The organism is Pseudomonas sp. LH21 (genome assembly GCF_036549575.1).
Taxonomy (GTDB): domain Bacteria; phylum Pseudomonadota; class Gammaproteobacteria; order Pseudomonadales; family Pseudomonadaceae; genus Aquipseudomonas; species Aquipseudomonas peradeniyensis.
In genome coordinates this window covers 4,466,689-4,490,711 of the sequence record NZ_CP144367.1, presented here as the reverse complement: position 1 = coordinate 4,490,711, position 24,023 = coordinate 4,466,689, and the positions used below count along the sequence as shown (strand labels likewise).

Genomic DNA, 24,023 nt, shown 5'->3' with positions numbered 1-24,023 from the left:
GATGTTGCCGTTCTGGATCGCCCTGCAGTTCCTCAGCAGTCTGCCGGTGCGCTTGCCGGGCATGCCGGAGCCCCGGGAGATGGGGCTTTCGCTGTTGTGCTATCCGCTGGTAGGGCTGCTGTTTGGCCTGTTCCTGTGGCTGGCCAGCCATCTGTTGCATGGCACTGCAGCGCCCTTGCACGCGGCCTTGCTGCTGGCGCTGTGGGTGCTGCTCAGCGGCGGGCTGCACCTGGACGGCCTGGCTGACAGCGCCGACGCATGGCTGGGGGGCTTCGGTGATCGCGAGCGCACCTTGCAGATCATGAAGGACCCGCGCAGCGGGCCGATTGCCGTGGTCACGCTGGTGCTGGTATTGCTGCTGAAGTTCTGTGCCCTCTGGGTGCTGGTCGAGCGGGGCGCTGGCGGCCTGCTGGTACTGGCGCCTGTGGTGGGAAGGGCGGCGATGCTTGGGCTGTTTCTCGGCACGCCTTACGTGCGTGCGGGTGGACTGGGTGCGGCCCTGGCCGAACACCTGCCCCGGCGCGGCGCGACCTGGGTATTGTCGGTTTCTGCGCTGGCCGGACTGGCATTGGGAGGCTCGGCGGTGCTGTGGCCACTGCTGGCGGCGTTGGTGGTATTCGTGTGGCTGCGTAAGCTGATGTGCCGTCGCTTGGGTGGAACCACAGGAGATACGGCCGGGGCGCTGTTGGAACTGCTGGAATTGACGGTGGTAATTACCCTGGCACTACGCGCATAGCTTCAGACCGACACGTTCCCCTGTGTAGGAGCGGCCTTGTGCCGCGAAAGGGCCGCCTAGCGGCCCCAGGATTTCAGCGTTAATGCAATGATCGCCGGGGCCGCTTTGCGGCCCTTTCGCGGCACAAGGCCGCTCCTACAGAAAGCGGACGTGTCCTGCATGGATCTCGGAAACCATCCCCACGTATTGCGGCTATCCTCGTTCGCCCCTCCAAATATCAGGAGCCCCTGCCATGCACCCCTGGATACTCGCCAGCCTGCTGGCCCTTGCCGCCATACCCGCCACCGCCGCCGACCTGATCGATTTCTGGAACACCCCCCGCCACGGCGGCAACAGCTTCAACCGCCTGCCCCCGGACCAAACCTACTTCGATGCCCTGAAAGGCTACGGCGCCAGCTGGGTGCGCCTCTCCTACGATAAATGGCACCCGGCCGAACGCGATTTCCTGCTGGGCAACGCCGACGATTACCAGGGCTTGGCCGACGCCGACCTGAAGCAGCTCATTGCGGCGCTGGATCGCGCCCACGCTGCCGGCCTCAAGGTGGTCATCACACCACTGTCGCTCCCCGGCATGCGCTGGGCGCAGAACAACCAGAATCGCTTCGACGACAGGCTATGGCAGGACAAGCGCTACTGGACCCAGTCCGCCCGTTTCTGGCGAGACGTTGCCCAGGCCCTCAAGGATCACCCGGCCGTTGCCGCCTACAACCTCATCAACGAGCCCGCACCCGAGAAGCACGGCGGCCTGGCCGAGCACGCCGACCTTGATCGGATGAAGCAGTGGTACGCCCGCGAACAGGGCGGGGCGCGTGACCTGCCGGCGCTCTATCGGCAGTTGCTGGCGGCGATCCGTGAGGTCGACGGCAAGACGCCGATCATGGTCGATGCTGGCTGGTACGCCGCGGCCGATGCCTTCGGCTACTGGCCCAAGGCACTGGAGGATGAGCGTGTGCTGTACAGCGTGCACATGTACGAACCCTATGCCGCCACCAGTGCGCCTAATCTTGCCCGCCAGCAACCCTTCGCCTATCCGGGGCCAGTGCCGTTTGCCGGGCAGACCCGGCAGTGGGGTGCCGAACAGGTAGCCCGTTATCTTCAGCAACCGGTGGACTGGGCTGATTCGATCAAATTGCCGCGTTCGCGGCTGGTGGTGGGCGAGTTCGGCTGCATGCGCCGGCTGCCCGGGTGCCAGCAATACCTGGAGGATGTGCTCACAGTGCTGGATCGCCAGCAATTGCATTGGGCCTTCTACAGCTTCCGCGAGGACAGTTGGGATGGCATGGATTACGAGTTGGGTTCGGCCAAGGTGCCGTGGCGCTATTGGCAAGCCATCGAGAACGCCGCGCCGGACCCTTTGCCGCGCAAGGCCACGGCCGAGTTCGAGCCGATCCGCCAGCGCCTGCAGCCTGACCCGACACCGTGAAATTTCTTGCAACATCCATAATGCGGGTATATACACGTAACCATGCTGACCAGTGAATGCATCTGTACCCATCTGCGTCGCGCCGCCCGTGGGGTGAGCCGGCATTACGACGAGGCCCTTGCCGGCTTCGGCATCAATGTCGCCCAGTTTTCCCTGCTGCGCCATGTGCAGCGCCTCGACCGCCCCAGTATCACCTGCCTGGCCGAGGCCATGGGCCTTGAGCGAAGCACTCTGGGCCGCAACCTCAAGGTGCTCGAGGCCGATGGCTTGGTGCGTCTTGCCGACGGCGACGACCAGCGCAACCGCGTGGTGCTGCTGAGCGAGGCGGGCAGAGCGCGCCTGGACGCCGCCTACCCGGCCTGGCAGCAGGCCCAGGCGCAGTTGGTGGAGCGACTGGGTGAAAGCCAGCGTGACGAGTTGGTGCGCTTGCTGGAGCAGCTTGCCTGAACGACTACGACATAAAGCGGGTATATACCCGTATCAACCTTGCGATGGGCTGGAGACAACGACAATGACTTCCCTTTGGCGGAGCAGCGGTTGGGTACTTCTGGGGGCGGCGCTGATCCTGGCGCTGTCGCTGGGGGTGCGACATGGTTTCGGCCTGTTCCTGGCGCCGATGAGCGCCGAGTTCGGCTGGGGCCGCGAGGTGTTCGCCTTCGCCATCGCCCTGCAGAACCTGATCTGGGGCTTGGCCCAGCCGTTCACCGGCGCCCTGGCCGACCGCCTGGGCGCGGCCAAGGTGGTGGTGATCGGCGGCATTCTCTACACCGCCGGCCTGGTGATGATGGGCATGGCCGATTCGGCCTGGTCGCTGTCGCTGAGCGCCGGCCTGCTGATCGGCATCGGCCTGTCCGGCACCTCGTTCTCGGTGATCCTCGGCGTGGTCGGGCGCGCGGTGCCGCCGGAAAAGCGCAGCATGGCCATGGGCATCGCCAGCGCCGCCGGCTCCTTCGGCCAGTTTGCCATGCTTCCCGGCACCCTCGGCCTGATCCAGTGGCTGGGCTGGTCGGCGGCGTTGCTGGTGCTGGGCCTGATGGTGGCGCTGATCGTGCCGTTCGTAGGTATGCTGCGTGACCGACCGCTGCCCAGCCATGGTGCCGAACAGAGCCTTGGCCAGGCGCTGCGCGAGGCCTGCTCGCACTCCGGTTTCTGGCTGCTGGCGTTGGGCTTTTTCGTCTGCGGCTTCCAGGTGGTGTTCATCGGCGTGCACCTGCCGGCCTACCTGGTCGACCAGCACCTGCCGGCGATCACCGGCACCACCGTGCTGGCGCTGGTCGGCCTGTTCAACATCGTCGGCACCTACACCGCCGGCTGGCTCGGCGGGCGCATGTCCAAGCCGCGTTTGCTGACCGCCTTGTACCTGCTGCGCGCCGTAGTCATCGTGCTGTTCCTCTGGGCGCCGGTGACCCAGTTCAGTGCCTACCTGTTCGGTATCGCCATGGGCCTGCTGTGGCTGTCCACGGTGCCATTGACCAATGGCACCGTGGCTACGCTGTTCGGCGTGCGCAACCTGTCGATGCTCGGCGGCATCGTGTTCCTGTTCCACCAGTTGGGCGCGTTCCTGGGTGGCTGGCTGGGCGGGGTGGTGTATGACCAGACCGGCAGCTACGACCTGGTGTGGCAGATCTCGATTCTACTCAGCCTGCTGGCCGCGGCGTTGAACTGGCCGGTGCGCGAGCGCCCGGTCGCCCGCCTGCAGGCCCAGGCCGCATGAACCGCCTGCTCGGGCGTGGCCTGCTGCTGGTCGCCGCAGTGCTGGTGCTGGCGCTGGTGTGGTGGGGCTGGCACAAGGGCGGGCTGGCGTTGATGCAGTTGGGCATGAGCCTGTGTTAAGCGCTACCCTGCACAGTCAAGGAACCATGTGCAGGAGACCGCTATCATGCATGCCCGTTGGCTGACCCTCCCCCTGCTGGCCCTGGCCGCCGCCACTTCGAGCTGGGCGGCCGATTGCCCGGCGCTGCTCCAAGGCAGCCTGCCGGAGCTGCGCGGCAAGGAGCAGATCGACCTGTGCCAGCGCTTTGCCGGCAAGCCGCTGGTGGTGATCAACACCGCCAGCTACTGCGGCTTCGCCCCGCAGTTCGAAGGCCTCGAAGCGACCTACAAGGACTACCGCGAGCAGGGCCTGGAAATGCTCGGCGTGCCGTCCAACGACTTCAAGCAGGAAGATGCCGACAGCGACAAGACCGCCAAGGTCTGCTACGCCAACTACGGCGTGACCTTCACCATGACCAAGGCCCAGCCGGTGCGCGGCAAGGACGCGATCCCGCTGTTCGTCGAACTGGCCCGGCAGAGCAGCGCGCCGAAGTGGAACTTCTACAAGTACGTGGTGGACCGCAAGGGCAAGGTGATCGGCAACTTCTCCAGCCTGACCAAACCGGATGATCCGGCGTTCAGGGCGGCGATCGACAAGGCGATTGCTTCGCAGCCTTCAGAGCAATAGGTCCGGCCTGGGCCGGTAATGACCTGATATTTTTGCCAGTTTTCCTCGGTGGCGAAGGGGTTCAGCCTTGCTGAAACATCTCGTTCGCCCGGAGGGCATCATGGCAATGAACTATCTAACGGCATGCGATCAGCAACATTCCGTTCTGGCGACGGCAGATACTGCTCGAAGCTATCCGCCTTATGGTGCATTGTCAGCAGCTACTGGCCCACGGTTGGCATACTGTGGGCAACTCCGTGAGACATTGACGGGGGCTTATTACCTGGGTAATGGACATCGCAGTTACACCCCCCGTTTGATGCGGTTTATATCTCCAGATGCGTTAAGCCCGTTTGCAAAAGGAGGGGTTAATGCGTACGCCTATTGTACGGGCGATCCGATAAACTATCAGGATCGTACTGGTCGTGCGCCTGGGCCCGTGCTTCGACGTAATTATACTTTGCCGGACATTGGTGAGCCTGGTTGGAATCTTCGAGGTAATATGTTCCGTAACGTTACTGGATCTGAGGGTAATTACCCAATATCGAGCTCGACGCAAACTTATAGCTCGAGCTCTGAGTCCGTGCTGGTAGATCCCTCGTGGGGAGATGATGCTGCTCAGGCATGGATGTATAGTTCAGCAGCTTTAGCCGTTGGTCATACATTGGCTGGATTTAGACAGATGAGCCATAACCCAAGGGCAGCGGTTGCTAACTTTGGCGCAGCAGGTGTTCATGCCGTCGGTACCGGAGTCGCGGGGGTAGTATATTCAATGGGGGTAGCTGGTTCTTTGCCGATGAGTACTGCTGATCAATGGTTATATGGGCTTGGTTCCGGTCTTGTGCTGGGGGCACAGATTGCAAGTACCAGTGCTGCAGTTCACATGTCTAGGTCTACGCCAAGTGCTAATGGCGGGCGGTCGGATAATAGTGTCGAAATGCGAGTATTAAATTCAGGTGATAGTTCTTCGACAGTTCCAGCTGGAAATAGTGATGCGAGCAGGCTACTGCGCGAAAACAACTGAGCACCTTTTGGAAACAGTCAAAATCGAAAGGTTCGTCCAGATTCCAGGGGCCGGGTGACGACTTTACTGCATCGGCGCACGCTTGTTGGGGTGTGAAGTTCATGCTTATGGATCTGGGCGAACAATGGCCTGTGCAGGTATGAAAAAACCGCCACGAGGGCGGTTTTTTCATGTAGCGGGTGCCACTCAGAAGCGGTAGGTCAGCGAAGCACCAACGCCGTGGGCGCTGTTTTCGTACTTGGCCTGGTAGCTGCCCTTGAGGCCAGCTTCGGTCGCGCTGTGCGGCTGGTTGTTGACCTTGGTGTCCTCTTCCCACAGGTAGGAGTAGGCCACGTCGATGGTCATGTCGTCGGTCGGGCTCCAGCCGGCGCCGATGCTGAAGATCTTGCGATCGCCAGTAGGGATGCGCGGGGAGCGGTTGGTGTTGTTGGTCGGCGACTGGTCAACCGAGAAGCCGGTACGCAGGACCCACTCCTTGTTCACCTTGTAGGAGGCGCCGATGGCGTGAGCCCAGGTGTCGTGCCAGTTCTGTTCCTCGGTGATGGTCGCGAACTGCCCGGCAGGGCCTGCCGGCACTTCGTTGTTGACCGTGATGTTCTCCAGGCGGCTCCAGCGGGTCCAGGTGCTGCCTGCGTACAGGGTCCACTGGTCATCCAGTTCGTGGGTGACCGAGAAGTCCACCGACTCGGGAGTCTTGATCTTCAGGGTGGCATCGAACTTGTTGCCGTCCAGGCCGAGCAGCGGGTAGCTGACCTTGGTCTTGCCTTCGAGCTTGTAGTCGACCATCGAGTGGTAGGTCAGGCCGACGCGGGTGCGATCGGTGGCCTGCACCAGGATGCCGATGTTGTAGCCGACGGCGGTGTCGTCGCCCTTGATCTTCACCTCGCCATCAGCCGGACGCAGCGGCGAGATACTGGCCAGGTTCGAACCCAGCTCGCCCTTGATGCGGTTGATGGTCGGGCCGAAACCGATCGAGACCTTGTCGTTGAACGCATAGCTCACGGTCGGCTGGAAGGTCACGACCTCGACATGGCTCTTCTTGCCCCAGTAGCGTGCGGCATCGTCGCTACCGTAGTCGGTGACCAGGCCGAACGGCACGTAGACGCCGAAACCGACGCTCCAGTGATCATCGATGGACTTGACGTAGTAACCCATCGGCACGCCGACCACGGGCACCATGTCACCGTCCATTTCCCCCCCTTTGTTACTGCCGCGTCCGGAAATATCGGACTTGGCGATGACCGCGGCACCACCGACGGTCATCTGGTCGCGCTTCAGGCGGGCCATGCCCGCCGGGTTGCCATACACGGTGCTGGCATCTTCGGCAGAAGAAGAACGACCCGCGAAACCTGTCCCCATGCCGCTAACGCTCTGTTCATTCAGGGCAAAGCCGCTGGCGAGCAATTGGCTGGAAGCGAGGGCAACGGCAATGCCGAGAGAGGTTTTGAGCATAACTTTTTTCATTATTAGAAAACTCCTTGGGATCTCCGGGGCGAAAAGCTACCAACAAATGCCGCGCTGCGCTATAGGCTGAAACTCAGGAGATAGAGCGGTTTTGTAGGACAATCCGACCAAAATTCCGTTTATTCCGGTTGTAGGACGCGGTTGCTCAGGAGGCTGGGGTGAGCATCGGTTCGATACAGTGGTGCCAAGCCTGGGTGAAATCCCGCAGGCGCCCCTGGGGCTGGAAGGTCTGCCGCCAGATCCGCGCCAGGCCCAGCAGATCGTCGGCCGCCGGCAAGGGCATGGCCTGCTCTTCGATCAGCATCCAGGCGATGGCGGTGGCGTAGCGCAGGTTGACGGTGAGTTCGAGGTGCGGGCCGCCGAGGAAGGCGTGCTGACTGGCCAGGCCACGTACCAGGCTGGCCAGTTCGGGGTCGCGGGCCAGGTATTCGTCCCACAGGCAACGGTGACGATTCCCACCGATCCTGTAGAGCCCATGGCCGCGTCGGTCATGCAGGGCGGCGCCCAGCGCAGACTGGCTTGCTGCAACGCCCAGTAACAAAGCTTCGGCGCTTTCGCAGTGGCGACCCAGGTAGATCAAGGTCGGCCGGATCACATATCGACTCAACTCGTTCGCAGCGATGCCCATGATGCCCTCTGCTGGATGCCCTCTGCTGGAAAGGGCCGACGGGCGCTGGAGCTTGGCAGCTGGTGAGTGGTCAGGCCCGCCGGAAGCGGCAGGAGCCGCTCGAGTTGAAGTGTAGTGTGATAACTGTGGTGTAAAGGGCTGTTTTTAAATCGATTGCAGCCCGAAGGCGCGGGGCATATGCCCGCTGGCGATTAGGCCAATTACCTTCAGGCTGGGTGTTGCATGGCGTATTCATGGCGTGAATCACCCGCCATTCGTTCATGCGGTCAGCGACTGGCGGGTGCGCTCGATCACCGCCTGCAGCGGTTCGGCCCGGTTGTATTGTTCCGGGTAGAGGCGCTCGCTGTGGCAGGCAATGCCATGCTCGTCGACCAGGGTGAAGCTGAAGCTGCCCTTGCGAGGGGCAACGATAAGGCACTTCAGTGGGGCGAAGGCCTGGGAAAGGGTGCCAAAGGCAGCCTGGATCTGTTGATGGTTACTCATATTGTTGGATGTTCCTGCGTAAGACACGGTGTTTGATCCGTGCACAATAGAAACGTTCCAGTGACGTCTTTATTAAGGAGACGCAGAACCTGACTGGAACAGGGCAGCCAGAGGGGCGCATGCAATAGGTGGGCGCTGGGCTGACTGGTAGGTACGACAGAAGGCAGGCAGCACACCGACACCAGGGTTCTGGGCGTCGGGGAAGATCCTGATCAATCTGAAACGTGATTCGTGCTGGGCAAGGTCTGCCGAGTGAATCATCGAATGGGCCGGTCCCGATGGGGCAGCGTCTGCTCGGTGTCGAGCACAGTGCTGCAGGGACTGAGTGGCCAGAATGACTTCAGCTGGGTACTAACGGGGCGCAACCCTACACGAACTTTTCGGGGTTGGCAAGCTTTTGGCTTTTCTGGCGGGAAGCCGATCATTATGTCGTCAATCGTGCCTGCTGTGAAGAGGGGGAAATGCCCGGCCAATTGCCCGCTTGTCCCGTTTTCGTGCACTGCGATGCCGTTTGTTGGTGCAGTTGTACACACTCGGCTGAACAGTTGTAACCCTCCTGCAACATCCTGTGGACGGCTCGCCAATGACTTGACTGGGGGCTTAAGTCAATGAAAAAAAACACTAATTTTTGCTGGTGAAAAAATCGACAGTTTGACTGAAAGCCCCATTTCACAGGGGTTTGCGGGCTGCCTCAAGGGGTTGTCCACCGAGTTATCCACAGGTTCTGTGGATTGTCCCGGGCGCTTGCTCTAGTACGGGCGTGCCAGCTGTTTCATCGATTGTCCGACAATTGGTGGGTGAGGGTGGCATGCGCATTTTCCCTGGGAAAACGTCAAGAAAAAATCATGGAAAAAAATGTCGATCAGCCGAAAGTCGCTCGGGCCAGTCCGCAAAAAATGGAGTAGAGTGGCGCGCCTCTCGAGTCACCCTTGCTGTTGGTCATGAAGCTTCGCGGTAAACACCTCGCCAGTCCTGATGCCTCGTCATCGCTGCCTTCCCCCAAGCGCTTTTCCCTGAAAGTGGCCCTGTGGCTGCTCGACAGCCCGCGTCTGGGCGACAAGCCCAGCGTCAAGCACCTGGCCGGGCGCATGCTCAAGCAGCCGGCGCGCCAGGGCGTGGTGGTGGCCCAGAGCCGCCTGGGGCAGATGCTTTGCCGCGATTGCGGCAATGCCCGCGACCGGCGCATCGGCCATGAGCTGCTGCGCCAGGCGGCCCGCGCCGGTGATCGCCGGGCCCAGTTGGAATATGGGCGGTTGTGTCAGGCCCAGGAGCCGGAGCAGGCCCGCTATTGGCTGGAGCTGGCGGCGGGGCAGGGCTCGCAGGAGGCGCGGCGGTTGTTGCGCCAGTGGTTTAGTTGTTAGCCGGATATCAATTTTCGCGTTCCCCCCTGTAGGAGCGGCCTTGTGCCGCGAAAGGGCCGTGCAACGGCCCCGACGATCTTTGCGTCAACGCTGAACCTCGGGGCCGTTAGACGGCCCTTTCGCGGCACAAGGCCGCTCCTACAGGGGGCACCGACCAGGCAGCCCCGCCACCAGGCTGATAAGCTGCGCAGCATTCGTCAATGTTCGATCGGGGTAAGCATGACAGTGGATCTGACCAGCATTCTGCTGGGCTTGGTGGCGGGCGCCGTGCCCTGCCTGGGCTGGGTCATGCAGGTGCAGCGCGGCCAGGGCGCGCGCAAGGCCGAGCAGGCCTTGCTCGAAGAACGCCTGAATGCCGCCCAGCTGACCCAGGCCGGCCTGCAGGCGCAGCTGGAGGCCAGCCGCGACGAGATCAGCGACCTCAGCGAGGCCAACACCGTCAAGCAGACCCAGCTGGCCGCCCAGGGGCGGGAACTGGAACTGCTGCAGGTCGACCGCGACAACGCCCGTGACGCCGCCCATGCCTGGCACCTCGAGCGCGCCAACCGTGAGGCCGAGCTGCGCCGTCTGGAAGCCCAGACTGCGCGCCTGGAGGCCGAGCTGCGCGAGCAGCAGGAGAGCCACCAGCAACGCCTCGAGGACTTGCAGGAAGCCCGCGACACCCTGCGCGCGCAGTTCGCCGACATGGCCACCAAGATCTTCGACGAGCGCGAGCAACGCTTCGCCCAGACCAGCCAGCAGCACCTGGGCCAATTGCTCGACCCGCTCAAGGAGCGTATCCAGGCGTTCGAGAAGCGCGTCGAGGAAAGCTACCAGCAGGAGGCCCGCGAGCGCTTCTCCCTGGGCAAGGAACTCGAGCGCCTGCAGCAGCTCAACCTGCGCCTGTCCGACGAGGCCACCAACCTCACCCAGGCGCTCAAGGGCCAGAAGACCCAGGGCAACTGGGGCGAGCTGATCCTGGAGCGGGTGCTGGAGCACGCGGGCCTGGAGAAGGGCCGCGAGTACCAGACCCAGGTCAGCCTGCGCAGCGCCGATGGCGAGCGCTTCCAGCCCGATGTGCTGATCATGCTGCCGGGCGACAAGCAGGTGGTGGTGGACGCCAAGGTCAGCCTGACGGCCTACCAGCAGTTCGTCGGCAACAACGACGAAGCCGCGCTCAAGCAGCACGTGCAGTCGCTGCGCAACCACGTCAAGGGCTTGTCGAGCAAGGACTACAACCGCCTGGAAGGCCTGCACAGCCTCGACTTCGTGCTGCTGTTCGTGCCTATCGAGGCGGCCTTCTCGGCGGCACTGCAGGCCGAGCCCAACCTGTTCCAGGAGGCCTTCGACCGGCAGATCGTCATCGTCAGCCCGACCACCTTGCTCGCCACCCTGCGGGTGATCGACAGCTTGTGGAAGCAGGAACGCCAGGGGCAGAACGCCCGGGAGATCGCCGAGCGCGCCGGCTGGCTGTACGACAAGTTCGTGCTGTTCATCCAGGACCTGGACGAGCTCGGCGCACGCCTGGCCCAGGTGGACAAGGCCTACGCCGCAGCGCGCAACAAACTGTGCGAGGGGCGCGGCAACCTGGTCAGCCGCAGCGAGCAGCTCAAGCTGCTCGGTGCCCGGGCCAGCAAGAGCCTGCCGGCCGATTTGATCGAGCGCGCCCTGAGCGACGAGGCGCTTACTGAACCAGGCTCAGATGCCGATTGAGCAGGGCGCGCAGGGCCGCCGGCTTGACCGGCTTGGCCAGGTAGTCGAGGCCCGCGGCATGCACCAGGGCGATGGTCTCGTTGCGTCCGTCGGCGCTGATCACCACGCCGGGCACCGGCTCGCCCAGGCGCGCCCGTAGCCAGCCCATCAGCCCGGTGCCGGTCTCGCCGTCATCCAGGTGGTAGTCCACCAGTGCCAGGTGCGGGCGCAGGCCCTTGCCGAGCAGGGCCTCGCATTCGGCCTGGTTGCGCGCGGTCCACACCTGGCAGCCCCAGCGGCTGAGCAGGCTGTTCATGCCGATCAGGATGCTGTCCTCGTTGTCCACGCACAGCACCTGCAGCCCGGCCAGGGGTTGCCCGGCCTGCTCCACGGGGGCGGGCGTCGCGGGCGCGGGGCTGTGGGCGATGGGCACGCTGACGCGGAACACGCTGCCCTTGCCCGGCCAGGAGCGTACCTCCAGCGGATGCCCGAGCACCCGGCACAGGCCGTCGGCGATCGCCAGGCCCAGGCCCAGGCCCTTCTCGGCGCGGGTCTGGTGGCTGTCCAGGCGCTTGAACTCCTGGAAGATCACCTGCAGCTTGTCGTCGGCGATGCCCGGGCCGCGGTCCCACACCTCCAGCCACAGGCGTCCGCCCTGGCGCCGCGCACCCAGCAGCAGCGGGCTCTTGCCGTAGCGAAGGGCGTTGGTGAGGAAGTTCTGCAGCACCCGGCGCAGCAGTTTCATGTCGCTGTCCACCCGCAGGCGGCTGCCGCGCAGGCGGAACTCCAGGCCTTTCTCGGCGGCCAGCACCTTGAACTCGGCGCCGAGGGTGTCGAACAGCTCGTTGAGGGCAAAGGGCTTGATGTCGGGGGTGACCTTGCCGTTCTCCAGGCGCGAAATGTCGAGCAGGTCGCTGATCAGCTCTTCGGCCGAGCGCAACGAGCTGTCCATGTGCTGCACCAGTTGCCGGGCCTCGTCGTTCATGGCCTCGGCCTGCTGCGACAGGGCGGCGGAGAACAGCCGGGCGGCGTTGAGCGGCTGCATCAGGTCGTGGCTGACGGCGGCGAGGAAGCGGGTCTTGGACTGGCTGACCGCCTCGGCGCGGCTCTTGGCCTCGGTCAGCGCCTGGTTGAGCTGCGACAGTTCGTGGGTGCGCTCGGCGACGCGCTGCTCCAGGCCCTCGTTGGAGTCGCGCAGGGCCTGCTCGGCCTCGCGGAACGGGGTGATGTCGGTGAAGCTCATGACGAAGCCGCCGCCGGGCATGGGGTTGCCGATCAGCTCGATCACCCGGCCATTGGGGAACAGCCGTTCGGAGGAGTGGGCGCGCCCCTGGCGCATCCAGTGCAGGCGCCGCGCCACATGCACCTGGGCCTCGCCCGGCCCGCACAAGCCGCGCTCGGCGTTGTAGCGGATGATGTCGGCAATCGGCCGGCCGACGCTGATCAGCCCGTCGGGGTAGTTGAACAGCTCCAGGTAGCGGCGGTTCCAGGCTACCAGGCGCAGGTTCTGGTCGACTACGCTGATGCCCTGGTTGATGTTCTCGATGGCGCCCTGCAACAGCGCGCGGTTGAACTGCAGCACCTCGCTGGCTTCGTCGGCGATGCGCACCACGTCCTCGAGCTGCATGTCGCGGCCTTCGATGGCGGCCTTGACCACGGCGCGGGTCGAGGAGGTGCCGAGTACGCCGGCCAGCAGCCGTTCGGTGTGCTCGATCCAGTCGCCGTCGGCGTTCTGGTTGGGGTTGAAGCCCTTGCCCTGGCGGTAGGCGAAGCGGATGAAACTTTGCCGGGCGCGCTCCTCGCCGACGAAGCGCGCGGCCAGCTTGAGCAGGTCGTCGATCTGCACCGCCAGCAGGGGTTTGCTGGAGGGGCGGGCGCTGGTCTGCTGGCCGATGAAGCGTCCGGCCTGCCAGTGTTCGGAAACCCGCGTGCGCGACAGGATCGAGACCCAGGCGAACAGGGTGAAGTTGCCCGCCAGCGACAGCACCACGCCCTGGGTGAGCGGGGTGATCGGCAGGTTGAGCGGGTTGCCGTGCAGCCAGGCCAGGCCCGGGAACAGTTGCAGCGACCAGCCCAGGCTGTGGGCGGCGATCGGCAGCACCAGGGTGTAGAACCACAGGAAGATGCCGGCGGCCAGGCCGGCGAACACGCCACGGCGGTTGGCCTGCTTCCAGTACAGCGCGCCGAGCATCGCCGGGGTCAGCTGGGTCACCGCGGCGAAGGCGATCTGGCCGATGGTCGCAAGGCTTGCGGTGGAGCCGAGCAGGCGGTAGCTGACGTAGGCCAGCAGCAGGATGACGACGATGGTCACCCGGCGCACCGAGAGCATCCAGTGGCGGAACACCTCAAAGGGTCGCTCGGCGTTGTTGCGCCGCAGCAGCCAGGGCAGCAGCATGTCGTTGGAGACCATGGTCGACAGCGCCACGGCCTCGACGATGACCATGCCGGTGGCCGCCGAGGCGCCGCCGATGAACGCCAGCAGGGCCAGGCTCGGGTGGGCCTCGGCCAGCGGCAGGCTGATCACGAACGAGTCGGAGATCACCGTGCCCGGCAGCAGCATCTGCCCGGCCAGGGCGATGGGCACCACGAACAGCGCGGCCAGGGCCAGGTACAACGGGAACACCCAGCGCGCCAGGCGCATGTCCTGGGGCTCGATGTTCTCCACCACGGTGACGTGGAACTGCCGTGGCAGGCAGATGATTGCCATCATCGCCACGGCGGTCTGCACCACCATCGACGGCCAGTTGATGGTCTCTTCCCAGTAGTCGCTCAGGTGCACCGACTGCTGGGCCTGGGTGAACAGGTCGTCGAAGCCGTCATACAGGTTGAACACCACGAAGGCGCCCACGGCGAGGAAGGCCAGCAGCTTGACCAGCGACTCGAAGGCGATCGCCAGGACCATGCCGCGGTGGTGCTCGGTGACGTCCAGGCTGCGGGTGCCGAAGACGATGGCGAACAGCGCCAGCACCAGCGACACCACCAGCGCGGTGTCCTGCACCCGGCTGCCGGTGGCATCGGCGTTGGCGCCGATCAACAGGTTCACCCCCAGCACGATGCCCTTGAGCTGCAGGGCGATGTACGGCAGCACGCCGACCAGGCAGATCAGCGCCACCACCACCGCCAGGGTCTGCGACTTGCCGTAGCGGGCGGCGATGAAGTCGGCGATCGAGGTGATGTTCTGCTGCTTGCTGATCAGCACCATCTTCTGCAGCACCCAGGGCGCGAAGATCAGCAGCAGCACCGGCCCCAGGTAGATGGGCAGGAACGCCCAGAGCTGCTCGGCGGCCTGGCCGACCGCGCCGAAGAAGGTCCAGCTGGTGCAGTACACCGCCAGCGACAGGCTGTACACCCAGGCACGCAGGCGCGGCGGCAACGGCGTGCTGCGGCGGTCGCCATAGAAGGCGATGGCGAACATGATGGCCATGTAGGCCAGGGCGACCACGGCGATCAGCCCGCTGGACAACGACATGCAAACTCCGGAGCAAAAATAGAAACGCGGTCCCGATCAATCAGTCTGGCACGCAGGGCGCGGTTCGTCAGCGCCGACCATGGTCGCAGTGGCAGGACGTCGCAGGGCCGCGCGATGGCATCACTCAGGTCGGCGCGTCCCCAGCCAGTAGAACACACCTGCCAGTATCACCGACCCGATCAGCAGATAGAACACCGCCACCGGCACCAGGTGCCCCAGGGCGGCGCCCACCAGCACCGGCCCCAGTGCCGCGCCCAGGTTGCCCAGGTTCTGTGCGCCGTAGTAGATACCGCGCAGGTGCTCCGGAGCGATCAGGTCGATGAACATGTACTCGGCCGGAATCACGATGATCTCGCCCAGGGTGAACACCAGCATCGCCAGGCACCAGGCCAGCGCCGTGCCGGCCAGGGAAAAGCCCAGCAGCCCGGCGACGAACAGGCCCATGCCGGCCATCAGCCACGGCATCAGCCGGCGCCGGTCGATGCGCTTGCCGATCAGGTACTGCAAGGCGATCACCGTCACCGCGTTGGTAGTCACCAGGTAGCCGACCAGCCGCGCCGCCTCGGCGGGGTTGCGGGTCACCACCAGGTACTGCGACAGGTAGGCGGTGAACTGGCCGAACACCACCGCGCTGAGCACACCGCCCAGGGTGAAGCACACCAACCGCCGGTCGCGCAGCAGGCCCAGGGCCACCTGGCCGAAGCCGGCACCGGGCTGTGGCCGGTCCTGGGGCTGCAGGTCGCGAACGCCCAGGCGCTGGTAGGCCAGGCACATGGCGAGGCCGATCAGTGCCGAGACCACGAAGGGCAGGTGGCCGTCCACCTCGATCAGGGCCACGCCGAGCATCGGCCCCACGGCATAGGCGATATTGCTCAGGGTGTACTTGATGGCGAACACCTCGGCGCGCTGCTCCACCGGCAACAGGGCGCAGAAAGCGGCCTTGGCGGCGATGTCGACCAGCGCCAGGGCCAGGTTGATCACCACCAGGCAGAGGAAGAACAGCGCGGCCGAGCGACTGGCGATGGCGCCGACGAAGGCCAGGGCGAACACCAGCAGGCTGGCGATCACCAGGGTATGGTTGCGCACGGTGTCGACCAGGTGTCCGCCGTACAGGCTCAGCAGCGAGGCGACGATCAGCGCGCCGCCGATCACCAGGCCGATACGGCCGACCGAGAGCTGGAAATTGTCGGCCAGGTAGACCACCAGGTAGGGCAGGGTGATCGCTCGGGCCATGGTCAGGGTGAAGGTGGTGAGCAGGAGCAGGCGTACCGGGTTGGGGTAGCGCTTGAGGGCGGTGAGCATCGACAGGTCCTTGTCATTATTGTCATCAGGAAAACCGCGCCAAGCATATTCCAGGGGCTATACGTTTAGCTATATCTGCAAAACAGATAACAGATAGAGAAATTACCCGTTATATAGATATTCTTCGAAGGCATAAGATAAATCCACCTTACACAAGGCCAGGAGACATCCCATGCCATGCACCCAGACCCGCGCCCCCTCGTGGCGCCCGTTGAGCCATCTGGCCCATCCCCGCGAAGTGATCCGCCAGTTCACCCCCAACTGGTTCGCCGCGACCATGGGCACCGGCGTGCTGGCCCTGGCGTTGCACCAGGTGCAGGTGCCAGTGCTGGATACCCTTGCTCAGGGCCTGTGGTGGCTGACCATTGGCCTGTTCATCTTATTCTGCGTCTTGTACGGCGCCCGTTGGGTGATGTTCTTCGACGAGGCGCGGCGGATCTTTGCCCACTCCACCGTGTCGATGTTCTTTGGCACCATTCCCATGGGCCTGGCCACCATCCTCAATGGCGCCCTGGTGTTCGGCCTGGCGCGTTGGGGCGAGGCGGTGGTGCCGTGGGTGGAAATGCTCTGGTGGCTGGACGTGGGCCTGGCGCTGCTGTGCGGCGTGGCCATTCCCTACCTGATGTTCACCCGTCAGGAGCACAGCATCGACCAGATGACCGCGGTGTGGCTGCTGCCGGTGGTGGCGGCGGAAGTCGCCGCCGCCAGTGGCGGTTTGCTGGCGCCGCACCTGGTGGATGCGCACCGGCAGTTCCTGGTGGTGATCACCAGCTATGTGATGTGGGCGGTGTCGTTGCCGGTGGCGTTCAGCATCCTCACCATCCTCATGCTGCGGATGGCCCTGCATAAACTGCCGCCAGCGAACATGGCCGCCTCCAGCTGGCTGGCGCTCGGCCCGATCGGGACCGGCGCGCTGGGCATGCTGGTGCTCGGTGGCGATGCTCCGTCGGTGTTCGCCGCCAATGGCCTGGGTGGCCTCGGCGAGGTGGCCCGTGGGCTGGGGCTGGTGGCCGGCATCGTGCTCTGGGGCGCAGGGCTGTGGTGGTTGCTGACGGCGGTGCTGATCACCCTGCGCTACATGCGCCAGGGCATGCCGTTCAACCTGGGCTGGTGGGGGTTCACCTTCCCCCTGGGGGTGTACTGCCTGGCCACCCTGAAGCTGGCGGCCTGGTTGGGACTCGGTTTCTTCAGCGTGTTTGGCCTGGTACTGGTGGTGGCGCTGGCCTTGCTCTGGGCGGTGGTGGCCAGCCGTACCGTGCAGGGTGCCTGGCGCGGCGAGCTGTTCGTATCGCCGTGTATCGCGCAGCACTGACTTTATTGTGCTTTGTGGGGGGCTTTGTGGGAGCGGGCTTGCCCCGCGATAGGGGCGACAGGCCTTATCGCGGGGCAAGCCCGCTCCCACCGAACCCGCCCTCACAAGTTCCTTGTGCCTATGGACATTCCCGTGCAGATTTGTGGCTTATCACGCTGTACGTGCCTCCAATGACAAAGCCCAACCAGGTACAAGGACGATGAGTCACCCCTCGCAATTCACCCTGCTCGGCAAGCGGCGCTTCCTGCCGTTCTTCATCACCCAGTCGCTGGGCGCCTTCAACGACAACCTGTTCAAGCAGTCGCTGATCCTGGCGATCCTCTACAAGCTGAGCCTGGAAGGCGACCGCTCGATCTGGGTCAACCTCTGCGCCTTGCTGTTCATCCTGCCGTTCTTCCTGTTCTCGGCGCTGGCCGGGCAGTTCGGCGAGAAGTTTGCCAAGGACCGGCTGATCCGCGCGATCAAGCTGGCCGAGATCGTCATCATGGCCATCGGCGCGACCGGTTTCGTTACTCATCACCTGGAGTTGATGCTGGTGGCGCTGTTCGCCATGGGCACCCACTCGGCATTGTTCGGCCCGGTGAAGTACTCGATCCTGCCCCAGGCCCTGCGTGAGGAGGAACTGGTGGGCGGCAACGGCCTGGTGGAGATGGGCACCTTCCTGGCGATCCTGGCCGGGACCATCGGCGCCGGTATGCTGATGTCCTCCAGCCAGTACGCGGTACTGGCTGCCGCCGGGGTGGTGGCCACCGCGGTGCTGGGCTACCTGGCCAGCCGCTGGATCCCCCGCGCCGCCGCCGCCGCGCCACAGATGAAGCTGGACTGGAACATCTTCAAGCAGTCCTGGCTGACCCTGCGCCTGGGCCTGGGCCAGACCCCGGCAGTGTCGCGCTCGATCGTCGGCAACTCGTGGTTCTGGTTCGTCGGCGCCATCTACCTCACGCAGATCCCGGCCTACGCCAAGGACTGGCTGCACGGCGACGAGACCGTGGTGACCCTGGTGCTGACCCTGTTCTCGGTGGGCATCGCCGTCGGTTCGCTACTGTGCGAGCGCCTGAGCGGGCGCAAGGTGGAGATCGGCCTGGTGCCGTTCGGCTCGTTCGGCCTGACCCTGTTCGGCCTGCTCTGGTGGTGGCATTCGGGGGATGTGCCGGTCGGCGCCGTGCCCCATGACTGGCTGGCGTTGCTGGGCATGAGCCAGGCCTGGTGGATCATGCTGTCGATCGTCGGCCTGGGCATCTTCGGCGGCTTCTACATCGTGCCGCTGTACGCCCTGATCCAGGCGCGCACCCCGGAAGACCAGCGGGCCCGGGTGATCGCCGCCAACAACATCCTCAACGCGCTGTTCATGGTGGTGTCGGCGATCATCACCATCGCCCTGTTGAGCCTGGCCAAGCTAAGCATCCCGCAGCTGTTCCTGGTGGTGTCGCTGCTCAATATCGCGGTCAACGCCTACATCTTCCGCATCGTGCCGGAATTCACCATGCGTTTCCTGATCTGGCTGCTCAGCCACTCGATGTACCGGGTCGAGCACCGCGAGCTGCAGCGCATTCCCGACGAGGGCGCAGCGCTGCTGGTGTGCAACCATGTGTCGTTCGTCGATGCGCTGCTGATCGGGGGGGCGATCCGCCGGCCGATCCGTTTCGTCATGTACTACAAGATCTACAACCTGCCGGTGCTCAATTTCGTGTTCCGCACCGCCGGCGCCATTCCCATCGCTGGGCGCGGCGAGGACGAGGCCACCTACGAGCGCGCCTTCGCCCGTATCGCCCGGTACCTGGCCGACGGCGAGCTGGTATGCATCTTCCCCGAAGGCAAACTGAGTTCGGACGGTGAGATCGATGTGTTCAAGGGCGGGGTGAACCGCATCCTGCAGGAGACGCCGGTGCCGGTGATTCCGCTGGCGTTGCAGGGGCTGTGGGGCAGTTTCTTCAGTCGCGACCCGAACAAGGGCTTCTTCAAGCGCCTGTGGTCGCGGGTGACCCTGGTGGCCGGCGCCGCCATCCCGGTGGAGGCGGCGCAGCCCGAGGCGCTGCGCGAGCAGGTGAGCCTGCTGCGCGGCGACGTTCGCTAAGGGAAACGCAGGAAGGTCAGCTGGCGCTGACCTTCAGGCCGACCAGGCCGGTGATGATCAGGGCGACACTGGCCAGGCGGATCAGCGCCATGGATTCGCCGAACAGGATGATCCCTGCGATCACCGTGCCGACCGCGCCGACGCCGGTCCAGATGGCGTAGGCGGTGCCCAGCGGCAGTTCCTTCATGGCCAGGCCCAGCAGGCCGAGGCTGATGACCATGGCACCGACGGTGAGGATGGTGGGCATGGGGCGGGTGAAGCCGTCGGTGTACTTGAGGCCGACAGCCCAGCCGACTTCGAACAGGCCGGCGAAGAACAGGATGATCCAGGACATGGTGAGTCTCCATCGATTCAATGATGGGGCCGTCCCCGGTATGTTCACGCACAGCGTCGTGAGGCCGTCCTCACAGTGCGCACTATACTGCACATTTGTGGCGGGAGAGGCAAGTGTGACGGATCAATGGTGCCTGTGCCGGCCTCTTCGCGGGTAAACCCGCTCCCACAGGATCACCACAGGCTTGATGCTACGCAATACCTGTGGGAGCGGGTTTACCCGCGAAAGGGCCGGTTCAAGACCAGCTCAGAATCGGCCAGCCATTGATCTGCGCATGCTCGCGCAGCACCGGGTCCGGGTTCACCACGTGCGGGTGATCGACCTTCAGCAGCAGCGGCAGGTCGTTGCGTGAATCCGAGTAGAAACTCGCGCCCTCCAGGTTCTCCTGCTCCTGGTCCAGCCACTCCAGCAAACGGGTGATCTTGCCCTCGCGGTAGGTGAGCACGCCGTGGGTCTTGCCGGTGAACACGCCGTTGACCGCCTCCAGCTCGATGGCCAGGTACTCGTCGACACCCAGGCGCGCCGCGATCGGCCCGACCAGGTGGGTGCCGCTGGCCGAGATGATCAGGATCCGGTCACCGCGCTTGCGGTGTTCGGCGATGCAGCGGCAGGCGTCGCCGTAGATGATCGGCTCGATCACGTCCTCCACCCAGGGCTCGACCAGATGCTCCACCTCTTCCAGGGTACGTCCGGCGATGGGCTCCAGGCTGAAGGCCATGTAGTCCTCCATGGCCAGGTGGCCCTTGCCGTAGGCTTCCATCAGCTCATGGTCGCGCTTGAGGAAGGATTTGCCGTCCACCCAGCCCAGCCGGGCCATCTGCTCGCTCCACAGCGACGCGCAGTCACCGTGGATCAGGGTTTCGTCCAGATCGAAGATTGCCAGTGCCATGCGTTGCTTCTCCTTAGGCCACTTCCCGTAGCGCCGTGGGGTCGATCGACAAGGATACCCGCTGGCCGTCTGCGTGCAGGTCGGCCGCGCAGCGGTTGAGCACGTCCACCACCAGCTCGACGTCGCGCACCCGTACCCGGTAGCGGATGACGTTGCCCAGCAGGCTGTGGCTGCGGATCTCGCCGTCCAGTTCGCCGTTCAGGCCCAGGGTGATGGACTCCGGGCGGATCGCCAGGCGACCGCTGACCGGGCGTTGCAGCAGGCGGCTGGCGCTGTCGGCGTCGAGCAGGTTGTAGTTGCCGATGAAACCCGCGGCGAACAGGTCCACGGGCGCGGTGTAGAGGGTCTCGGCATCGCCGCTCTGGACGATGCGGCCCTGGTTCATCAGGACGATGCGGTCCGACATGGTCAGCGCCTCTTCCTGGTCGTGGGTGACGAAGATGGTGGTCAGCCCCAGCTCGCGCTGGATGGCGCGGATCTGTTCGCGCAGGTGCTTGCGGATGCGCGCATCCAGCGCCGACAGCGGCTCGTCGAGCAGCAGCAGGCGCGGGCGGGTGACCAGCGAGCGAGCCAGGGCCACACGCTGGCACTGGCCACCGGACAGCTGGTGCGGGTAGCGTCCGGCGAAGCTGCCGAGTTCGACCAGATCGAGTACTTCACGCACCCGCGCCTGGCTTTCGTCGGCCTTGACCTTCTGCATGCGCAGGCCGAAGGCGACGTTCTGTTCCACGGTCATGTTGGGGAACAGCGCGTAGCTCTGGAACACCATGCCGATGCCGCGCTTCTGCGGGCTCACTGGCACGATGTCCTGGCCGTCGAGCAGGATCCGCCCGCTGTCCACCGGGGTCAGCCCGGCGATGCAGCGCAGCAGCGTGGACTTGCCGCAGCCCGACGGGCCAAGCAGGGTGACGAATTCGCCGCGCTCGATCTGGCAGTCGATGTTCTCGAACACCGGGCTGCCGGCGTAGCTCTTTTGCAGTTTCTGTACGCTGACGAAGCTCATGTCAGGTCTTGTCCTTGTTCAGGCGGTTGGCGACCCAGGTCAGTACCAGCACGAAGGCGAAGTAGGAGATGACCAGCGCGCTGTTGAAGTGGCCGCTGCTGTTGCGCATGTTGTTCAGGTACACCTGCAGGGTCTCGTAGCGGGTGCCCACCAGCAGGTTGGCGAACACGAACTCGCCGAACAGGAACGAGAACGACAGCAGCAGCGCCACCATCAGGCCCTTGCGCAGGTTGGGCAGCACCACCAGGAACGCCGCCTGCCAGGTGCTGGCGCCGAGCAGCTGGGCGGCGTCCATCAGGTCGCGCAGGTTGATGGCCTGCAGGTTGTTGGTGATGGCCCGGTACATGAACGGCAGGGCGATGGTGAAGTAGCAGCCGATCAGGATCCACGGGGTGCCGACCATGGCCATTGGCCCGCTGCCGTACAGCTGCAGCAAGCCCACCGACGACACCACCGGCGGCACGGCGAACGGCAGCAGGATGAGGATGTTCATCAGTGCGTCGAGCTTGGGGAAGTGGTAGTGGACCACGAACAGCAACGGCAGGATCAGCAGCACCGACAGCAGCAGCGCGCCGACGCACACCAGCAGCGACTGGCCGAAGGCGGCGAGAAAGCGCGGCTCGCTCCACAGCGCGAGGTACCACTTGAAGGTCAGCCCGCTGGGCAGCAGGGTCGCTGACCAGCTGGTGGCCAGCGAGTAGAGCAGGGTGCCGGCCAGCGGCAGCAGCAGGATGAGGAACAGCAGGTACACCACCACTCGGTGGTAGAGCCCGCCGGCGTTGTTTTCAGCGCGCATGGTAGCTCCTCTTGAGCAGCCATTGATGGACCACCGTGACCACGGTCATCAACCCCACCAGCACCATCGCCAGGGCGCTGGCCAGGTTCGGGTCGAGGCTGATGTCGCCGGCCACCAGGCCCGCGATGCGGATCGGCAGCACGTTGAAGTTGCCGGTGGTCAGGGCGTAGACGGTGGCGTAGGCGCCCAGGGCGTTGGCCAGCAGGATGACGAAGGTGCCGAGCAGCGCCGGGGTGAGCACCGGCAGGCCGATATGCCGCCAGAACTGCCAGTGGCTGGCGCCGAGCAGTGCGGCGGACTCGCGCCAGTCCTCGCGCAGGGCGTCGAAGGCCGGGTAGAGCAGCAGCACGCCGAGGGGGATCTGGAAGTAGGTGTACACCAGGATCAGGCCGGTCTTGGAATAGATGCTGAAGTCACCGAGCAGGCCCATCTGCTTGAGCAGCAGGGTGAGCGCGCCATTGAAACCGAGCAGGATGATGAAGGCGAACGCCAGGGGCACGCCGGCGAAGTTGCTGGTCATGTTGGCGAAGGCGCTGACGAAGTCGCGCAGCTTCGAGTCGACCCGGCGCAGCGAATAGGCGCCCAGGGTGGCGATGACGATGCCGCACAGGCTCGACCAGAAGCTGATCTCCAGGCTGCGTTGCAGCGCCTGCAGGTAGAACTTCGAGGCGAAGATCTTGCTGAAGTTGGCCAGGCCCCAGCCGCTCTCGCTCTGCAGGCTGTTGAGGGCGACCCAGGCCAGCGGCGCGACCTGGAAGATGATGAAGAACACGGCGAACGGCAGCAGGCAGAGCAGGGCCAGGTAGCGGCCGCGATGGCTTGCATTCACTTGAGCAGCTCCCGGCAGACCGGTTTGTCGTGGGCGGCGCCGAGCAGCTCGCAGATCGTGCCACACAGCTCGGTCTGCAACGGCTTGGCCGCGGGGTCGAGGCTGAACGCCTCGCCGAACACGAACAGCGGCACTTCGCGTTCCTCGGCCAGCAAGCCGTTGTGCGAGCGGTCGTTGTTCATGCCGTGGTCGGCGGTGACCAGCACCTGGTAGCCCTCTTCGAGCCAGCGCGGCAGGTAGTCGGCCAGGAGGATGTCGGCGTTGCGCGCGGCGTTGCGGTACTGGCTGCTGTCCAGGCCGTGACGGTGGCCGGCGTCGTCAATGTTCATCGGGTGCACCAGCAGGAAGTTCGGCGCATGGCGGCGGCGCAGGTATTCGGCGTCGGCCAGCAGGTGCGAGTCGGGGTAATGGTCGGCGTAGTAGAACAGGCCGTGCTGGATCGGCAGCTTCGGCGCGTGGGTATGGCGGTCGCGCAGCGGGTCGAAGGGCGAGCGGTTGTACAGCTCGCTCATCCAGTGATAGGCCGCAGCGGCAGTGCCCAGGCCAGCCTCGCGGGCGTAGTGGAACACGCTGCGCTGGTTGGACAGGCGATTGACGTTGTTATGCACGATGCCGCTGTCGATCGGCGGCACGCCGGTGAGGATGCATTCGTACAGCGGTCGCGACAGCGACGGCAGTTCGCATTCAAGCCGGTACAGCGCGGCGCGGTCGGCCTCGACGTAGGCGTGCAGGTGGCCCATGGCGTGGTGCGCGACCTGGTGGTTGAGGCCGTCGAGCAGGACCAGGATGACGTTGTGTTGCATGTT

22 protein-coding genes are annotated in these 24,023 nt (G+C 64.7%); 11 read left to right on the top strand and 11 right to left on the bottom strand.

Annotation, left to right across the window (positions count from 1 at the left end; all coding sequences use genetic code 11):
* Position 1 precedes the first annotated feature (1 nt).
* The 7 genes from VUG52_RS20505 (at position 2) to VUG52_RS20475 (ending at position 5,602) form a co-directional block, all read left to right on the top strand.
* Positions 2-736 (top strand): adenosylcobinamide-GDP ribazoletransferase, encoded by a 735-nt coding sequence (locus tag VUG52_RS20505; protein ID WP_331832019.1) that lies wholly within the window; start codon positions 2-4, stop codon positions 734-736.
* Between the two features lie 298 nt (positions 737-1,034).
* Entirely contained in the window at positions 1,035-2,159 is a 1,125-nt protein-coding gene (locus VUG52_RS20500) for a glycoside hydrolase family 5 protein (protein ID WP_371263130.1), read from the top strand.
* Between the two features lie 42 nt (positions 2,160-2,201).
* Positions 2,202-2,606 (top strand): MarR family winged helix-turn-helix transcriptional regulator, encoded by a 405-nt coding sequence (locus VUG52_RS20495; RefSeq protein WP_050704557.1) that lies wholly within the window; start codon positions 2,202-2,204, stop codon positions 2,604-2,606.
* Between the two features lie 64 nt (positions 2,607-2,670).
* The gene (locus tag VUG52_RS20490) at positions 2,671-3,873 is read left to right on the top strand and encodes an MFS transporter (RefSeq protein WP_050704558.1); all 1,203 of its coding nucleotides are present in this window, start codon (positions 2,671-2,673) and stop codon (positions 3,871-3,873) included.
* Complete coding sequence (locus VUG52_RS20485) at positions 3,870-3,992, top strand: hypothetical protein (RefSeq protein ID WP_256205968.1); 123 nt, start codon at positions 3,870-3,872, stop codon at positions 3,990-3,992. The genes VUG52_RS20490 and VUG52_RS20485 overlap by 4 nt, the downstream gene beginning before the upstream one ends.
* A gap of 46 nt (positions 3,993-4,038) precedes the next feature.
* A complete protein-coding gene (locus VUG52_RS20480) occupies positions 4,039-4,599 on the top strand; it encodes a glutathione peroxidase (protein ID WP_050704559.1) in 561 nt (186 codons plus the stop codon).
* A 100-nt stretch (positions 4,600-4,699) separates the two neighbouring features.
* Positions 4,700-5,602, top strand: a complete 903-nt coding sequence (locus VUG52_RS20475; RefSeq protein WP_177330830.1) for an RHS repeat-associated core domain-containing protein — start codon at positions 4,700-4,702, stop codon at positions 5,600-5,602.
* 186 nt (positions 5,603-5,788) lie between these two features.
* On the opposite strand, the gene VUG52_RS20470 is transcribed toward VUG52_RS20475, so the two are convergent.
* The 3 genes from VUG52_RS20470 to VUG52_RS20460 all read right to left on the bottom strand — a co-directional run bounded on the left by VUG52_RS20470 (position 5,789) and on the right by VUG52_RS20460 (position 8,177).
* On the bottom strand, positions 5,789-7,066 hold the full coding sequence (locus tag VUG52_RS20470) for an OmpP1/FadL family transporter (protein ID WP_050704560.1): 1,278 nt from the start codon (positions 7,064-7,066) through the stop codon (positions 5,789-5,791).
* Positions 7,067-7,211: 145 nt separating this feature from the next.
* Positions 7,212-7,694, bottom strand: coding sequence for a hypothetical protein (locus tag VUG52_RS20465; RefSeq protein ID WP_262951064.1), 483 nt, complete (start codon positions 7,692-7,694; stop codon positions 7,212-7,214).
* 258 nt (positions 7,695-7,952) lie between these two features.
* A complete protein-coding gene (locus tag VUG52_RS20460; protein WP_050704563.1) occupies positions 7,953-8,177 on the bottom strand; it encodes a hypothetical protein in 225 nt (74 codons plus the stop codon).
* A gap of 941 nt (positions 8,178-9,118) precedes the next feature.
* Here VUG52_RS20460 and VUG52_RS20455 point away from each other — a divergent pair.
* Together VUG52_RS20455 and rmuC are read left to right on the top strand one after the other, a co-directional pair.
* Entirely contained in the window at positions 9,119-9,538 is a 420-nt protein-coding gene (locus VUG52_RS20455; protein ID WP_050704594.1) for a tetratricopeptide repeat protein, read from the top strand.
* 333 nt (positions 9,539-9,871) lie between these two features.
* On the top strand, positions 9,872-11,230 hold the full coding sequence (gene rmuC / locus VUG52_RS20450; RefSeq protein ID WP_331833183.1) for a DNA recombination protein RmuC: 1,359 nt from the start codon (positions 9,872-9,874) through the stop codon (positions 11,228-11,230).
* On the opposite strand, the gene VUG52_RS20445 is transcribed toward rmuC, so the two are convergent.
* Entirely contained in the window at positions 11,202-14,678 is a 3,477-nt protein-coding gene (locus tag VUG52_RS20445) for a hybrid sensor histidine kinase/response regulator (RefSeq protein WP_050704565.1), read from the bottom strand. The two genes, rmuC and VUG52_RS20445, sit on opposite strands and share 29 nt — an antisense overlap.
* Positions 14,679-14,798: 120 nt before the next feature.
* Positions 14,799-15,980, bottom strand: coding sequence for an MFS transporter (locus tag VUG52_RS20440; RefSeq protein WP_050704566.1), 1,182 nt, complete (start codon positions 15,978-15,980; stop codon positions 14,799-14,801).
* A gap of 172 nt (positions 15,981-16,152) precedes the next feature.
* On the opposite strand from VUG52_RS20440, the gene VUG52_RS20435 reads away from it, so the two are divergent.
* Both VUG52_RS20435 and VUG52_RS20430 read left to right on the top strand, forming a co-directional pair.
* Positions 16,153-17,292, top strand: a complete 1,140-nt coding sequence (locus VUG52_RS20435) for a TDT family transporter (protein WP_262951060.1) — start codon at positions 16,153-16,155, stop codon at positions 17,290-17,292.
* Positions 17,293-17,491: 199 nt separating this feature from the next.
* Positions 17,492-19,366, top strand: coding sequence for an MFS transporter (locus tag VUG52_RS20430; protein ID WP_331832018.1), 1,875 nt, complete (start codon positions 17,492-17,494; stop codon positions 19,364-19,366).
* Positions 19,367-19,382: 16 nt separating this feature from the next.
* Here VUG52_RS20430 and sugE read toward each other — a convergent pair whose 3' ends face one another.
* The 6 genes from sugE to VUG52_RS20400 form a co-directional block, all read right to left on the bottom strand.
* On the bottom strand, positions 19,383-19,700 hold the full coding sequence (gene sugE / locus VUG52_RS20425) for a quaternary ammonium compound efflux SMR transporter SugE (protein ID WP_050704569.1): 318 nt from the start codon (positions 19,698-19,700) through the stop codon (positions 19,383-19,385).
* Positions 19,701-19,935: 235 nt separating this feature from the next.
* The gene (locus tag VUG52_RS20420; protein ID WP_050704570.1) at positions 19,936-20,589 is read right to left on the bottom strand and encodes an HAD family hydrolase; all 654 of its coding nucleotides are present in this window, start codon (positions 20,587-20,589) and stop codon (positions 19,936-19,938) included.
* Positions 20,590-20,602: 13 nt separating this feature from the next.
* Positions 20,603-21,592 (bottom strand): ABC transporter ATP-binding protein, encoded by a 990-nt coding sequence (locus VUG52_RS20415; protein WP_050704571.1) that lies wholly within the window; start codon positions 21,590-21,592, stop codon positions 20,603-20,605.
* 1 nt (position 21,593) lies between these two features.
* Positions 21,594-22,388: an ABC transporter permease gene (locus VUG52_RS20410; protein WP_050704572.1), complete on the bottom strand. Its 795-nt coding sequence runs from the start codon at positions 22,386-22,388 to the stop codon at positions 21,594-21,596.
* Positions 22,378-23,217 carry an ABC transporter permease gene (locus VUG52_RS20405; RefSeq protein WP_331832017.1) on the bottom strand — a complete coding sequence of 280 codons (840 nt, stop codon included), beginning with the start codon at positions 23,215-23,217 and terminating at the stop codon, positions 22,378-22,380. The genes VUG52_RS20410 and VUG52_RS20405 overlap by 11 nt, the downstream gene beginning before the upstream one ends.
* Positions 23,214-24,020, bottom strand: a complete 807-nt coding sequence (locus VUG52_RS20400) for an alkaline phosphatase family protein (protein WP_050704573.1) — start codon at positions 24,018-24,020, stop codon at positions 23,214-23,216. The genes VUG52_RS20405 and VUG52_RS20400 overlap by 4 nt, the downstream gene beginning before the upstream one ends.
* Positions 24,021-24,023: the final 3 nt, after the last annotated feature.